This window comes from Reichenbachiella faecimaris (assembly GCF_900176375.1).
Classification (GTDB): Bacteria; Bacteroidota; Bacteroidia; order Cytophagales; family Cyclobacteriaceae; genus Reichenbachiella; species Reichenbachiella faecimaris.
In genome coordinates this window covers 1,367,076-1,382,519 of sequence record NZ_FWYF01000001.1, presented here as the reverse complement: position 1 = coordinate 1,382,519, position 15,444 = coordinate 1,367,076, and the positions used below count along the sequence as shown (strand labels likewise).

The window sequence follows — 15,444 nt, the reverse complement described above, 5'->3', positions numbered from 1 at the left end:
TCAATGAAAATGGGTCGGAAGTTATCCGATCCATTTTCTATTGATTCGCGAAGTTGGTATCTACTACTTCAAACAAGGGTTTGCAGCACTTTTCTATTAAACAGTGAGATAGATTTATTGTACTAGAGAATCTTCAAATTACATGTCACTAGCATGGCTTTGACAACCATATCATAAACGAGATTTTACGTCTCAATTCTTTACCATGTTCTCGCCAATTCATGAAATTCCATGGATATTAACTGGATATCTCCGTCTGAAAACAATTCTATATTATCGTGATCAGGAGAGAAAGCGAATTGTTGTGTGTATGAGAAAGTACCTTCATTGCCAAATACTTCAAGTTGTCCCCAGTCAACCAACAATTTTATGCTAATATGATTAGCGTCATCCGGTAACAGTTCATTGGACAATAAGGTCTTATTATATAGGTCATATATAATATATCTGTTGGCCACTTTTATTCCCAAATTTAAGGCGGTACTGCCTGTCAAATCAAATTCAAGAGATAGCTCAAATTTTTTAGAGTGAACTCCTTTCAATAAATTGGTTCCTACTTTTATCAGTTGACTGTCCCAAACCTTTGTGTTTTCATAAATAGTAGAAATTTCATTGATAGGATTTCTGGTTATTCGTATTTGTTCGTTCAGTGTTTTGAGACCCAGGGATACGGGAAAAGTAGCGTTTCGTTCCCAGACGATTTCACCTATTCCGCCATTCCAGTGATCCATCCAGGCTATTTGAATAATTCGCGGATCATTATTAGGCAGGTTTCCCATCGGAAAGGTCTGAGCGGCATAAAAGTCCGGCCCCACATCCATCATGAAGGTTTGCTGACTTTCATCTTTCCGAAAAGTGGTTCCATCAAACTCACCGACAAGGTAAGAACCGTTAGCATCCAATAATACCCATTTCATGTTATTTTCATCACCATCCAGGGGTAGCTGGAACATATCAGGGCATTCATATCCGAAGTTTATATTACTTAGATAATCCCATTGTATTAAATCAGAGGAACCGTAAAAGGTCGTGCCGTTTTCATAGATAGCCAGTATCCACTTTGATGAAGGTTCGTGCCAAAAAACACATGGGTCACGCGGAATCGCGTCATCCGTCAGGTTTCCAACCGGGTTTCCCTGATAATCCTGCCAAGTCTTACCGTTGTTATTGCTCCATGCCAAACAAGTACCCTTACCGGTACCTGTATATATGGCAATGATAGCTTCTTTCTCAGAGCCGGTTATTTTCATAGCCGTTTCCCCTGAAACCACTACCGCACTCCCCGAGTACACCTCATTGCCTGATACATTTCGCTTTGCATCGGGAGGTAAGAATGAATTTTGAGGGATCAATGCCACCCCCTGATCTTTCCAGTGCAGTAAATCATGACTTGTAGCGTACCCTCCATGTCTTATCTTATTTCCCCACTGGTAAATCATGTGGTATTTTCCTCCCTGATAAACGAGCCCATTGATATCATTCATCCATTCCGATCTGGGGCTAAAATGATACTGCCCCCGATAGTTTTCTTTGTAATTAATGCTATCGTTGTGTGGGTAATATTGAGCATTTACAAAATTTGAAATACTTAGAAAGATGATTGTGAATAGGGCTAACCCACTGCCTTTATTGTACATGTTCATGATTTTCTTTTGTTATTGTTTTTACTGTCCAATCTATAAGCCGAAGGTCTAAATATCCATGCACTGGCCTTTTGGAAAAAGCTCAGTTGGCTGATAGTGTTTGCTATGCTTCTACCAATTTAATGACAGATTGATAAATGATTGTCCGAACTCCGTATGGAACAAAATAATGAACAGTCAGTGCCAAAGATTGAACAATCAGTACAATGCATTGATTCATGCTGACAAACACGACCAGCAGTAATATGAATGTCCTGCGTTATAGCCTGCCCCGATGAATGTCGGGGTTAGTATAGCTTGGGTTTAGGAGCGGGTTAATTTTAGGGCAAGGGCCAATTTCATCATCAAAACCCATCACATCATTTTTTGGCGGTAACGAGCACTCTTTTCAGCTTTTAAAGGGTAGGGTTGTGGGCTAGAAAAAGGTGAATGTGTCCGACCGTAAAAAATATATGTCAATATCATTTAAAAATCATTAATCCTACAGATGCATTTAACTTTAAGCCAGACCAATTTGTATTGTAACCTATCCCCTTGAACAAAATGAATTAAAATTGACATTTGTTTATCTCCCAAGGCATTCAACATAACTCAAAATTATATACCCTGATCCGTCATATGGGTCTAGTACTTTCAGATGGCTTAAAACCAAAAAAGCCCAGCAAATTGCTGAGCTTTTAGAAGTCGGGATACCAGGATTCGAACCTGGGACCCCCTGGTCCCAAACCAGGTGCGCTACCGGACTGCGCTACATCCCGATAAATGAATTGTCACCGGTATTATTGACAATTTTCGTGATCCGCTCAGGACTCGAATCGAATCGTCCAACCGCTGAAACCTACTGCTTAGAAGGCTTTTGCAATTCAAGATATTCATCTCGTCAATCACGTCACTTTGTGATCCGCTCAGGACTCGAACCTGAAACCTACTGCTTAGAAGGCAGTTGCTCTATCCAGTTGAGCTAGCAGACCATCAATATTATAAGAAGACTTTTTCTTCTTTCTTGCGGAGAGAGGGGGATTCGAACCCCCGGTACGATTTCTCGCACGCATGTTTAGCAAACATGTGGTTTCAGCCACTCACCCACCTCTCCAGTGGATACCAAACTAGTAGAAATGGATCGAAATCTCATCTCTTCGGAACGTTTTTCCCCTCGCTTTTTTGGTGCTCCTCAAAAACGAGATGCAAATATAGCATAACATATTTTAGAACTACAACGGCTATTTAAAAAAAGCCTGAGAAATTTGAAATATTTTCTAATGGGGTTAATTCCAATATAAATTACGCAGTAAATCAATCGAACCATAGAATCTCGATCACATTTTCAATGGGGCGTCCGATGGCGGCTTTTCCGTTTTTCACCACCACTGGTCGTTCGATCAGAATGGGATTGGAAACCATTGCATCAATCCACTCTTTGTCACTCAATTCTTTGCCTTTATATTCTTCTTTATAAATTTTCTCACTCTTTCGAATCAATTCAAGAGGTTTGATCCCTAGCATGGCTACTAGTTCAGTGATTTGTTCCCTGGTGGGGTTGGATTTGAGGTACTCAATAATCTCAATCTGCTCATTTTTCTCTTCGAGCAAGGCAAGCGCTTGCCTGCTTTTTGTACATCTTGGGTTGTGATATATTTTAGTCATGCGATTATAGTCTTTTTAAATAGATCGTTCTGGCTTCGTCTAGTTCGTCAAAAATAGAAACTTTCAGTTGTTCGAGTTCTTTTAATAGATCCTTTTTCGAATGGATCAGGTTATGAATTTTGAGAAATGAAATCCCAGCGCGAAAGAAATGATAATAGTGAAGAACGTAATAGCCTGATAGCGGAAGTGATGCCAAATAAAGACTTAATAGAAGTGGGTCAGGTGATAGTCTGATGTCAAATAAAAAAAACGAAAGAGAATAATATAGAGGAAACACCACTATGCCAAGACTCATCATGATGGGTGCATAATATTCGGGTTCCTTGGTGAATTTTTGGGCCAGCCAATAGGGGGTGCGAAATGGAATCAAGTTTTGAATAAGCCCATAGAGATATAAAGGAAAGCCTGCTATTAGATATATGGTTCCAGAGATTAGAATGCTGATCTTTTTTAGTTTGTTTTTGAGTGGTTTCGTTCGCCTGGCAGTGGTTTGAAATTCATCTAGCAGCTGACTACAACGATCTATTTTTGTCTTGATGGTTTCAAACTTATTAGGAAAGGAAACTTTGAAATACTGAATAGCATTGGCTATCTCCTTAGTCAATTCAAACTCATCGTTTTTAAATGACTCAGCTCTTTTTATTAATTGATCCTTATAAATCCTCTTGACTTTAAAAAATAGATCTTCTTGTTCTTTGTCTTCTGTGGTAATGGTAAGGCTTTCGAGTGATTCCCTGACTTTTTCGGTCAATGCTTGTACGCCAGCTACCTCGTCCCTTTCGTAGATGGCTTCAAAGTCCTTGGTATAAATGAGCTCTCCCGTGTTCACATAGATTTTACTCCTAAACTTAGATGGATTGCTATAATAAAGTCCAATGGGAATGATTTTAACGCCTAATTTGAAATGGTTCTTCTTTTCCACGCTCAACGCAATGCGTGCACCACCTGTCTTTATTTTTCGAAGTTTCAGTTCGTGATAACTGGTGCCTTCTGGAAACAACATCAAGGAGTTGTTAGCTTCTAAGAACTTATAGCAGTCACGAAACGTCTTTTCATTGTCAATTTTTTCTCCTGGAGCCACGTCCTTATCTCGATATACTGGGATAACCCTGAAGTAGGCAAATATGGCATTCACGAAGGAGTTGACAAAAATGGAAGCGTTCCCCAAGAATCCTACACGCTGTCGAAACAGTGTGGCCAAAATCAATGGATCCATAAAGGTGTTGGGGTGATTCCCAACAATGATCAAGGGGCCCTCAGTGGGTAAATCAATGGCTTTATGAACAGACACTTTCCGGAAAAATATCCGAAGAGCCACTTTGACTACTATTTTGAGAAAATTGTAAATCAAGCTGTGCCTTTATTAAGTTTTGCTCTTGATAAGATGATTAACCCTATCACGAAAAATAAACCCATAAATAGCATAGAATTGCGCATCGTGCCAGTCAATTGAAGAATGTAACCAAATCCCAAGGTGCCTAATACAATGGCGAACTTTTCTGTGACATCATAAAAACTGAAATAAGAAGCTGTGTCTTTAGTGCCTTCTGGGATCAGCTTCGAATAAGTGGATCTTGAAATAGATTGAATGCCACCCATCACTAAACCAAGTAAGCCAGCTAATCCATAAAAGACTGTCTTATCTGCAATGAAATAAGCCAGTATACAAATAAAGAACCAGATCATGACAGCTAATGAAATGGATATTTTATTGCCTTTTTTGTCGGAAATGGTGGCAAACAAATAGGCTCCACCTACAGCTACCAATTGTATAATCAATATCACAATGATCATTTCGCTGGATTCCATTCCAATCTCCTCAGCGGCAAACAATGGTGCCAAAAGCATGACCGTCTGCACACCCATGCTGTAGAAGAAGAAAGAATATAGAAAACGGATGGAATTCACATTTTCCTTTAAACTGCTAAATACTTTTTTTAATTCATTGAAACCTGAACGCAAGACTTCCCCCGTAATCTTCCCATGCGTGCGATTGTCCTTGAGTGCTGAGAAGGCAATATGAGCAAAACCAAACCACCAGATGCCAACCAAAAGAAACACAAAGCGAGTGGCGCTTCCAGCTCCATCAAACCCGAAGGTCTCTGGGATGGATACTAAGACCAAGCTAACAATCAGTAACAATACACTGCCAATATATCCCATGGAAAAGCCTTTGGCACTTACTCGATCCATTTGGTCTTCAGAAGCTATTTCTGGAAGAAAGGCGTTGTAAAAAACGACAGATGAAGCGTAGCCTAAACTTGCAGTAATGGCCAACAAAATCCCATATTCTATGTTGCTTCCTTCAAAGAAATAAAGTCCTATACAAGCCAAAGAGCCTAAATAAGTGAAAAAGCGCATGAATGCCTTTTTTGACCCTCTGTAATCTGCCACACCTGACAGTACAGGGTAGAGTAAAACGGCAATCAAGAACGAGAAAGAAATGGCATAAGAGTATAGTACTGAGCTATCTATTGAGCATCCAAAAAAACGAACCACGTTCCCACCAAAAGCTGCCTCAGTGGCACTGTTGTAATAAATGGGGAAGATGGCCGTGGTTACGATTAGGTTATATACTGAGTTGGCCCAGTCGTAGGAACACCAGGCGTTGATGGTCTTTTTGTCGTTTAGAATCATGGCCTGAAGATAAGAAAAAATCAGACCTTCTTCGCCATCATTTCTTCAATACTCCTGTTAAATTTTTTGTGGAATTGTTTTTTGAAATTTGTCACGTTCTTCATGCCAATGGCCTTGGCAGCCTCTGTAGGGTTTTTGAGACTCTTGTTTTTGATCAATTGCTCCAAATAGTGCCATCTGATTTCTTTGATATATTCGTGCGGAGTGAGGTCAGTCAATTTTTTAATCATTCTATAGACCTTTCTTTCGCTGGCAGCCATTTCATCTGCCAATACAAGTACGGTTAGATCTGGATTGTCAATCTGTTCAATCACTAACTTTTTTACTTTTTCAAGTAATTCTTTTTCAATATCGTTTATCAAAGGTCTGTCATTGACAATAATGGTATTACCACCTTCCTTGGCCCACTTTTCTTTTTGGTTTAGTAAATTTTTGATCCTGAGCAAAATATCTTTTTTACCAAAAGGCTTTTGAAGGATGTTGTTGATGCCTCTGGTCAATACCTGAAACTGATCATCTGCAGTATTTCTGGCAGAAACTACCAAAACAGGAATTGACTTCCAATCTTCATTTTCCTGCATTTTTTCCAGTAGTTCAAATCCATCCATCCACGGCATCATCAAATCTGTGATTACCAAATCAATAGACTGATTTTTGAGTATTTTGAGTGCCATTACACCATTTTCGGCTTCAGTTACCTCGTAGTCTTGTTTGATCAGTTTGGCAATAAATTCCCGAACCTCTGGGTGGTCATCTACCAGAAGTAGTTTGGGTTTGCTACTATCTTGACCATTGGCAGATAGACTCACCGTTTGCCCTTCCTGGTATGTTTTCTCCCAGAGTTCGCTCCATAGTTTGTTTTTGGTTTGAATATATTCTGAGGTTTCTGGCACTTCAGGGTTCAAGTCTTCCAATGTCATGAAAGGTATTGTCAACGTAAAAGTAGATCCTTCTCCAATCTTGGATTTAACGCTAATCTTCCCACCGTGAACATCAATGAGTTCCTTGACCAGAGAAAGACCAATACCTAACCCTTCATAAACATGATATTTGTTCGTAGGAGACTGATAGTATCTATCAAATAAATAGGGGAGACTATTTTCAGGAATGCCCTCACCAGTGTCTCTGATATATATTTTGAGATCATGGTTTATGGTTTCGACTTTGACCATAACGGAGTCTCCCTGATGCGTATGTTTCAAGGCGTTCGTAATCAGATTGAAAATAATCTTTTCAAACTGATTGGGGTCAATAGAAATGCCGACTTCATCTGTTATGGAAGACTCATAAGTCAAATTCACTGATTTGAATTCGGCTGAGGATTTAAACATTGATACCAAGGCAGATAAATAAGAATTTACAGGTACGTCTTTCAGCTTTAAGCTGATTTTACCTTCCTCTAACTTGGTTAACTCATTGATTTCATCTGTAAGAAAGAGTAAGCGCTGGGCATTTTTATTGGCCACTTCCAAGTTTTGTTTGGAGTCCGAAGTAAGGTAAGACTCATCGTCTTGCTTGATTTGTTCATAATTACCCAAAATCAAACTGAGTGGGCTGCGCAGATCATGGGAAATGTTGGCAAAGAATCGTGATTTAGCAAAGTCTAGCTCTTCCAACTTTTTAGCTTGAGCAGAAATTTGACGATTCAATCTTCTTCTTTCTACTGCCCGCATATAAATGATAATGGCAATGATCAAAAGGAGCACAGAGGCTGCAGCTGCCAGTATAATGATGGTCTGTTGGCGTTCCACAATTTCGCGAAGAAACATGGTTTCCGCTTCTTTCTTTTCTGCTTCGTACTGTGACTTTAAGCTTTCAATGGTTCGCGTTGTTTGTTCATTAAAAATGGAGTCTTCATTTTCTTGATTCAGCTTGAAGTAAAAAAGGGCCTTCTCATAGTCTCCTCGTCCTTCAGCTATGATGGACAGGTTTTCATGAATTTTGCGAATGTCATTTTTCAAGTTATTGCTTTTGGCTACCTGCAAGCTTTCTTGGGAGTAGTATTCGGCAGAATCCAAATGGCCCTGCTGCCTATGTATGACAGCGATATTGTATAAACTAAAGGCTAGAGCTCCTTTATTTTTTATTTGGTTTATGGCATCTATAGATTCATGAAAATAGCCCAGCGACCTGCTGAGGTCGCCTTTTCTCATCGCCAACTCTGCCAGATCTACAGCAATGGTAACCAACCCTTCGTTGTCGTTCAGGTTTTTTCTAATTCCTCTGGTTTTTAAGTAATTGAGTTCTGCTTTGTCATACTTATCCATTCGCAAATAGGTTCGCCCAAGGTTTAGATAGATGTAGGCAAGCATGCTTTGGTCATTGAGCTCTTGTGCAGAAGCAAGTGCCTTCTCGAAATACTCCAATGCGCCATTGTAATTGGTTTGGTAGATGTAGATGTTCCCAATGTTGATATTGGAGTACCCAATCTGCTCAAGGTTTTGTGCCTCTTCAGCTGCTTTGAGCGCTTCTACAAAAAACTTAAAGGCATTAGAATAATCACTCTTGTTTCGATAGGCAATGCCCTGAAAATTCAGACTTTTGATAATGCCGCTCTCGTAGTTGTAGCTTTTGGATAGCTCATAGGCTTGCTTCCCAAAATACAAGGCAGAATCGCTATTAACGTTTCGATATTGCCAACTCAGTTGAGCCAGTATTTCGGCCCGTTCAACTCCAGAAGAAATGTGGAGAGAATCTTTGAGACTATCAATACTCTTCTTGGATTGAACAGTCTCTGCCAATGATGCATTTGTCCACAGACAAAGCAGTGCTATCCACCCATTTAAAATCAGAGACCTTTTCATGTCAACCTTTAAATTCCTCCCAAATGCAACTTCGAATTTAATGTATTTTGAATTAAAATGAATAGGAGAAATTGTTCTTCAATAGGTCCCATTTAATTTTTATTAAAAAGTCAGGATTTGATCTGACGAAAAAGCCTTTGATGATGACGGACTTGATATTGAACGTTTATCTTTGCTCGCGAGAAATTTTAATTTAGTTGGTTATGGCTCGAATGAATTTCGGGTGATAACATTTTTCATTTTTTTATGCTTTACAACGCATTAGCCAAAAGACTAATTCTATTCATTGTAATATGCTGTGCTTTCTACCAGATGGCTCTTGCACAAAAGCAAACTCAAATTCGAATCATTGACGCACTGAAGCAATTGGAGACAGCTCACAGTGTATCATTTTCCTACAACCCTAAATTGCTAGAAAATCTTTGGGTAGATCCTATGAGTGATTTTGAAAATTTAAAGTCTAGTCTAGACGAATTGTCAAAAGCAGCACCATTACGATTCGATAATCCAGGGTCTGAATTTTATAGTATTATCCCTATAAGGTCAAATGTTTCGTTTGAAGTTTTAGATAGACAAACAGGAGAGGCTATTCCCGTGGTTTTTGCAAAAGTAGGGTTGAAGGATTATGCATATCTCTACCCAACTCCAGTGAAATTTGAATTAAGAAATGCCTTTGTCACTGACTCGATTGAACTCTCTTCACGTTTTTATAGTGCCCAAAAAATGACTGTTGAAGACCTAATCGAATCGAATAATCAAGTATGGCTAGAGCCAGACACACTCTATCTGGAGAACGTGACGGTCATGTCCTATACCATTTCTGGTATCAATGCGAATATTGAACAGCAGAGTATGGAAATAGATATGTCAGATCTGGGCCTTATTGCTGGAGAAACTGATGGCGATATTTTGCAAGTATTGAAGACGATACCAGGGATTAAATCACCTACAGGGAAGGCAGGAGCGCTAATGATGAGAGGCAGCACGTATGATCAAAACCTTATGTACTTTGACAATATACCACTGTATCACACTGGGCATTATTTTGGTACTATTTCTCCTTATAATCAGGCAGTGGTTGATAAAGTTGATGTACACAGGGGGAGCTTGCCAGCCAAGTGGAGTGGGAAAGTAGGAGGATTGATAGATATTCAAACCAAGTCTGAGATTCCAGAGAAAGTGAAAGGAGGTGCCTTGGCCAATACTATTTATGCGGGCGGGTATATAAACTCGCCTATTGTGAAAGACAAAGTAAGTCTCTTTGTATCCGCCCGAACTAATTATCCCGAATATTCTTCTGCGAAAATGGAAGCCTACTCGGAACTGAATTTACAGGGCAGTAGAGTGGGGTCTATCCAGACTGGTAAGGACAATAATCTGGATCGCTTTGATGTGAGGTTTAATGATTTGAATGGAAAGTTGATCTATAAACCAAACGGCAAAAATGAAGTCACTTCGACCTTACTCAGAATTTCTGATGACTTTGGTTTTACCATATTGACACCTGATGAGGACTTGAAGGAAACGGGAGATTCTAAATTATTCAATTGGGGAATGACAACACAGTGGACGAGCAGTTTAACAGATCAATGGAACACTTCTTTGAGCCATACTTATTCTGTTTTTGAGTTATCACAGGTGAGTGTTTCAGAGCAATCAGGAAATGAAATTTCCAACAAGAATGCCAAGAATAGCATCAGTGATAATCGGGTCAGTTTAGATATGGATTATAAAGTCAGTGAAAAGACAGATTTCAACTTTGGGTATTCTTTCGCACAACAAAATGTGATTTTTGATGAGACTGAAGTAGAGACTGGGATGACAAAAGATAAACATACTGATGATGAAGGATTGACCCATTCTGCTTATATGAGTGCAAAACGGCACCTAGGCCAAAAGTTCATTTTGGAGGGAGGCATGCACATGGATCATTTTTCCGTTACGAGTGAGTTATTTCTTGACCCACGTTTCATGATTTCATGTTTTTTGACGAAATCCTTCTATTTGAAATCGTCGGCAGGTAGATCTCGTCAATACTTATTCAGATCTTTTTTGAATGATTTTGATGATTTCCGACTAGGTAATCAGTTTTGGAATCTGGCAGATTCGAACCATGGCGTCCAAACAGGCAAGCAGTACATGATAGGAGGGCTGTTTGATAAATCTGGATGGCTTTTTGATTTGGAGCTATATATAAAAGATACTGATGGTCTAGAAAGACAAGTGGATCCAAGAACTCTGGAAACTGGTTCACTCCGCACGATAGGTATGGATTTGTTGTTGAAAAAAAGGTTTCAGGCATTCGATCTGTGGGGTAGCTATACACTAAGTCATGCAGAGACAGACTTTTCAGAGATACAAGATGCATATTTTGATCAGACACACGTGCTCAATCTGATGTTGCTCATTCCTAGAGATCGATGGAATTTATCCTTAGCCTGGGGGCTCATGTCCGGAATGCCAGTAGAAATCCCAACGCCGCGAGGCCCTGGCCCTGACCAACCGACAACTATAGATACGCCATACGACGACAGATTTCCCATTCAGCATCAACTTGATTTGTCGGCCACCTATCAGTTTTCCAAACCAGAAGCAGCATGGAAAGGAGTGGTTGGCCTTTCTTTCATTAATCTTTACAACAAGGAAAACCTAATCAACATATTCCAGAATGGTGTGAAACCTGACAATCCTTATAGATATGGCATTGGATTTTCGCCTAATCTTCAGTTGAGTATTTCCTGGTAATTTTTTTCTGAATGAGTGGGGTTGATGGGTTGTTGCTCGTCTAAGGATCAACTAATACTTATTACTATGAATTGGAATAACAAATTGTTGATTTTGGCTATATGCCTAAATCTAGTAAATACGGGTTGCTCAGAAGAAGAGGATACCATGGATGAAACCACGGCAATAGGCGACTATACTGGCACTGGAAGTGTAACACAAGGCTTGGGAACTACCACGGTGTCTAACTTATTTCCTGATGGGCAAAGAATAGCCGCTACGGGTACCATCACGGCAAGTGATGATACGGAGTGGATTTTGCCAGCAGAGGTCAATTTTACAGACGACTCCTTTCCATTCGCCTCAGACTTGTCTAATAGCTATGGTAACAGCTATAACTCGGCCTCAGAAGCTTTAGCAGCTTTGGATGGTTCAGACATTATTGAAATAGATGGGAGTGGAGAGGTGATTACTGGATTCATTTTCGCAGACAACTATTTTGAGTTGTATGTAAATGGAGAGCCAGTAGGCAAAGATGCCGTGCCATTTACAGATTTCAATTCACATATTGTAAGATTTCGTGTAGAGCGTCCATTTACACTGGCTATGAAACTGGTAGATTGGGAAGAAAACCTAGGCCTAGGCTCAGAGAAGCAAGCTACCGATTACCATGCAGGTGATGGCGGAATGGTGGCGTTTTTCCAAGATGAACAAGCTGCGACCATAGCCATTACGAATTCGACATGGAAAGCACAAACCTATTACATAGCCCCAGTGCAGGACTTGTCTTGTCTGTCAGAGGATGGTCAAGCCAGATTGTCGAGCAGCTGTAGTACAGCAGATGCTGAGGATGGATCCGATTTTTACGGGGTACATTGGGAATTGCCTAGTGATTGGATGAAGGAGAGCTTTGATGACTCAGAATGGCCATCTGCCACTACCTACACCAATAATGAAATAGGGGTGGATAATAAAGAGTCTTATACAAATTTCACTGACATATTCGATAAACCTGCTGATGACGCTGAGTTTATCTGGAGTAGTAATGTCGTACTAGACAATGAGGTATTGGTGAGATATACAGTAGACTAAATTAGATTTTTTTGGCGGATTCCCTCTTGTTCTTTGAGCTGGAGGGAATTTTAATTTACTGTATGGGTGTCTTAGATTTTATTATTCTGAAAAAGTCATTAACATTGATGCTCAATTTCAAACAATCAATCAGTATGAGTGCTAGTACTAAGTCTACTTTAAAATTAATTGCTATTGTGATCGTGCTACTGATGGTAGCCATGCAACTCAATTTCATCATCATTCCTTTCTTAGCCGCTTACAAATTTTGGCTGATGGTGGTGGCGGCAGTACTACTGCTATTGGCTTCCTGATAAAATAGCCGTGATACCGAGCAATTGTATTTAAAGCTGCCAGAACGGGTAATCTGGCTGTCGCATGTTTTTTGAGTGAAAAATATTGACTAAATTTTAGTTGAATGCAACTTTTTTGAATTGACATTCATCCTAAAAAAAACCAAAAGTCAAAACTCAAAGCTCATGTTCAAAAATTATCTAAAGGTTACACTGCGTAACCTGCTCAAAAACAAAACTTTTGTTTCAATCAATATAATAGGGCTAGGATTGGCACTGGCCTGCTGTATAGTAGCGTACATCAATTCCAAGTTCAACTGGTCTTTTGATGAATGCCATGCGCAAATCGACTATATCTACAAGGTGCACAGTGTACGTGACGATAAAGGGGATATTAGAGAGTATGGACGAGTTCCTTTTCCTATAGCAGACGCTGTCAAGAATGATATCGTTGGGGTGGATCGTGTCTTTAGATATGAAAGTCATGTATTTACTGCCAGAGATGTGCAATTGGATAAGGTGTTCAATACCAGTGTTACTTATGTGGATCCAGGGTTTCTAGAGTCTTTCACCTTTGATTTAATCAGTGGTGATTTGGATGCCTACCATCAACTAGAAAATGCCATCGTTACGCAAGAGTATGCCAGTAAGTTCTATGGTGATGAAGATCCAATTGGAAAAGTATTGACCGTATTTGATGATACGGGCATGAGCTTCAATTTTACCATTGCCGGAGTGGTAGAAAAGGCACCTCAAAATTCCTCTGTTCATTTCGAACTGTTGTTGAACTTCGAAAACAGATACAGGATGTATGACGACAATGTAAAAGGCAATTGGGAAGCCATGGCTCAAAATACATTTGTATATCTGAACAATCCAGATCAGGCTGCTGCCATTGAATCACAATTGGATAAATACATTTCTATACAAAATGAGGCTAGACCAGACTTTATTATTACCAAGTTTGTATTGAGCCCAATGAACAACCATGCACAGATTTCACAAGAAATCCGCTGGGATAATCTTAGAAATGCTGCCCCAGCTGCTGCCACGTTAACCCCACAATTGATGGCACTGTTGATCTTATTAGTTGCATGTTTCAATTTTACAAATACGGCTATAGCTACATCTAACAGAAGGCTGAAGGAAATTGGCGTCCGAAAGGTATTAGGAGGCAACAGAAGGCAATTGATTCTACAATTTTTAGCTGAAAACCTTACGATTTGCTTTCTGGCGATAGTTATGTCGCTTGTGATTGCGCAGTTCTTAGTGCCTGCTTACAGTGCCATGTGGGAAGGTATGGATTTGGAAATGAGTTTTTCTGAAGACTATGTGCTCTATATTTTTCTAGTTGGGTTATTGATATTCACCACCTTGTTGGCAGGATTTTACCCATCACTTTATGTAAGCAAATACGATCCTGTGAGTATTCTAAGAGGTACTTTGAGTATTGGGGGTTCTGGTCGTCTAACAAAAGTTCTCTTGGCTTGTCAGTACACATTTACGGTTATAGCCATGTTTGCCAGTGTGGCCTTTATTCAAAATGCGCGTTATCAGGATTCATTAGATATGGGATATGATCGAGCGCAAGTACTGGGTGTGAGTGTCCTCAATGATAACGAATATCAAAAGACAATCACTTCCATGTTGGCCAATCCTGATATTGAAGCTGTAGCCAGTGCGAAAAATCATATTGGAAGGGGTAATTATGGAACGACCCTACTAAATGATGATGCAGAAGTAGATGCCAACATGCTGGATGTGGGGATAGGTTATCTGGAAGTTATGGGACTTGAAATTGTGGCAGGACGCTCTTTCTCGAAAGAACTGGAAGCTTCAGATAGTGAAGGATCACTAATTATTAACGAAAAGGCAGTAGAGGCATTTGGTTGGACTGACGCTATTGGTAAACGAGTAGCCGTGAATGACACCACGACTTTGACGGTAGTTGGCGTCATCAAAAACTTTTATATGTACGGTTTCTGGGCACCTATAGAGCCCGTTGGCATCACACTCAAAAGCTTAAGATTCGAAGATGATGGCACAAATAGTTTTGTGGTGGCAAGAACCAACGTGGATAAAATTAGAAATGTATATGATGACTTGGAGTCAGATTGGAATAGTAGAATCCAGACCAAAATCTTTAATGGGTTCTTTCAAGATGACTTTCTCAGGCAAGCCAAAGAAGTCAATGACAATATCATGATGATATTTGCATTTTTGGGAATTGTGGCTTTTGTGCTTTCTTGTTTGGGACTTTTTACCTTGGTTTCTATCAACCTAATGAAGAGAGTAAAAGAAATTGGTGTTCGAAAGGTACTTGGCAGCAGCATTGGTCATATTGTATATCTTATCAACAAGGATTACTTTTTGTTATTGTTGATTTCTTCTTCACTTGGCGTGACGTTTGGATATTACCTTATAGACGGACTTATCGCACAGATATTTACCCACTATAAGGCGATGGATGTGATAACTTTCGCTACTCCTATTTTGATCATTGTACTGATTTCACTGACTATTGCCAGTTTAAGAACGTTCAAATTTGCTCAAGTCAATCCAGTGACTGCACTGCGGTATGAGTAAAAGATATATGATTGATGAACATGTAAAGGTTCGGGAAATTTC

The 15,444-nt window shown here is 39.7% G+C and carries 9 protein-coding genes and 3 tRNA genes; 4 read left to right on the top strand and 8 right to left on the bottom strand.

Annotated features, from left to right (window positions below; translation table 11 throughout):
• Positions 1-200 precede the first annotated feature (200 nt).
• From B9A58_RS05770 to B9A58_RS05735, 8 genes are all read right to left on the bottom strand, one after another.
• Positions 201-1,643, bottom strand: coding sequence for a glycoside hydrolase family 32 protein (locus B9A58_RS05770; RefSeq protein WP_084371456.1), 1,443 nt, complete (start codon positions 1,641-1,643; stop codon positions 201-203).
• Between the two features lie 684 nt (positions 1,644-2,327).
• Positions 2,328-2,401, bottom strand: a tRNA-Pro gene (locus tag B9A58_RS05765).
• Positions 2,402-2,540: 139 nt separating this feature from the next.
• A tRNA-Arg gene (locus B9A58_RS05760) sits at positions 2,541-2,614 on the bottom strand.
• A 35-nt stretch (positions 2,615-2,649) separates the two neighbouring features.
• Positions 2,650-2,736, bottom strand: a tRNA-Ser gene (locus tag B9A58_RS05755).
• Between the two features lie 200 nt (positions 2,737-2,936).
• Positions 2,937-3,287 carry an arsenate reductase (glutaredoxin) gene (gene arsC / locus B9A58_RS05750; RefSeq protein WP_084371455.1) on the bottom strand — a complete coding sequence of 117 codons (351 nt, stop codon included), beginning with the start codon at positions 3,285-3,287 and terminating at the stop codon, positions 2,937-2,939.
• 4 nt (positions 3,288-3,291) lie between these two features.
• Entirely contained in the window at positions 3,292-4,638 is a 1,347-nt protein-coding gene (locus B9A58_RS05745) for a 1-acyl-sn-glycerol-3-phosphate acyltransferase (protein ID WP_084371454.1), read from the bottom strand.
• On the bottom strand, positions 4,635-5,924 hold the full coding sequence (locus tag B9A58_RS05740) for an MFS transporter (RefSeq protein ID WP_084371453.1): 1,290 nt from the start codon (positions 5,922-5,924) through the stop codon (positions 4,635-4,637). The genes B9A58_RS05745 and B9A58_RS05740 overlap by 4 nt, the downstream gene beginning before the upstream one ends.
• A gap of 20 nt (positions 5,925-5,944) precedes the next feature.
• Positions 5,945-8,728 (bottom strand): response regulator, encoded by a 2,784-nt coding sequence (locus tag B9A58_RS05735; protein ID WP_084371452.1) that lies wholly within the window; start codon positions 8,726-8,728, stop codon positions 5,945-5,947.
• Between the two features lie 312 nt (positions 8,729-9,040).
• On the opposite strand from B9A58_RS05735, the gene B9A58_RS05730 reads away from it, so the two are divergent.
• The 4 genes from B9A58_RS05730 (at position 9,041) to B9A58_RS05715 (ending at position 15,402) form a co-directional block, all read left to right on the top strand.
• A complete protein-coding gene (locus B9A58_RS05730) occupies positions 9,041-11,473 on the top strand; it encodes a TonB-dependent receptor plug domain-containing protein (RefSeq protein WP_176214684.1) in 2,433 nt (810 codons plus the stop codon).
• A gap of 66 nt (positions 11,474-11,539) precedes the next feature.
• Positions 11,540-12,544, top strand: coding sequence for a hypothetical protein (locus B9A58_RS05725; RefSeq protein ID WP_084371450.1), 1,005 nt, complete (start codon positions 11,540-11,542; stop codon positions 12,542-12,544).
• Positions 12,545-12,678: 134 nt separating this feature from the next.
• Positions 12,679-12,837, top strand: coding sequence for a hypothetical protein (locus B9A58_RS20325; protein ID WP_176214683.1), 159 nt, complete (start codon positions 12,679-12,681; stop codon positions 12,835-12,837).
• A 165-nt stretch (positions 12,838-13,002) separates the two neighbouring features.
• Entirely contained in the window at positions 13,003-15,402 is a 2,400-nt protein-coding gene (locus tag B9A58_RS05715) for an ABC transporter permease (RefSeq protein WP_139793757.1), read from the top strand.
• Positions 15,403-15,444: the final 42 nt, after the last annotated feature.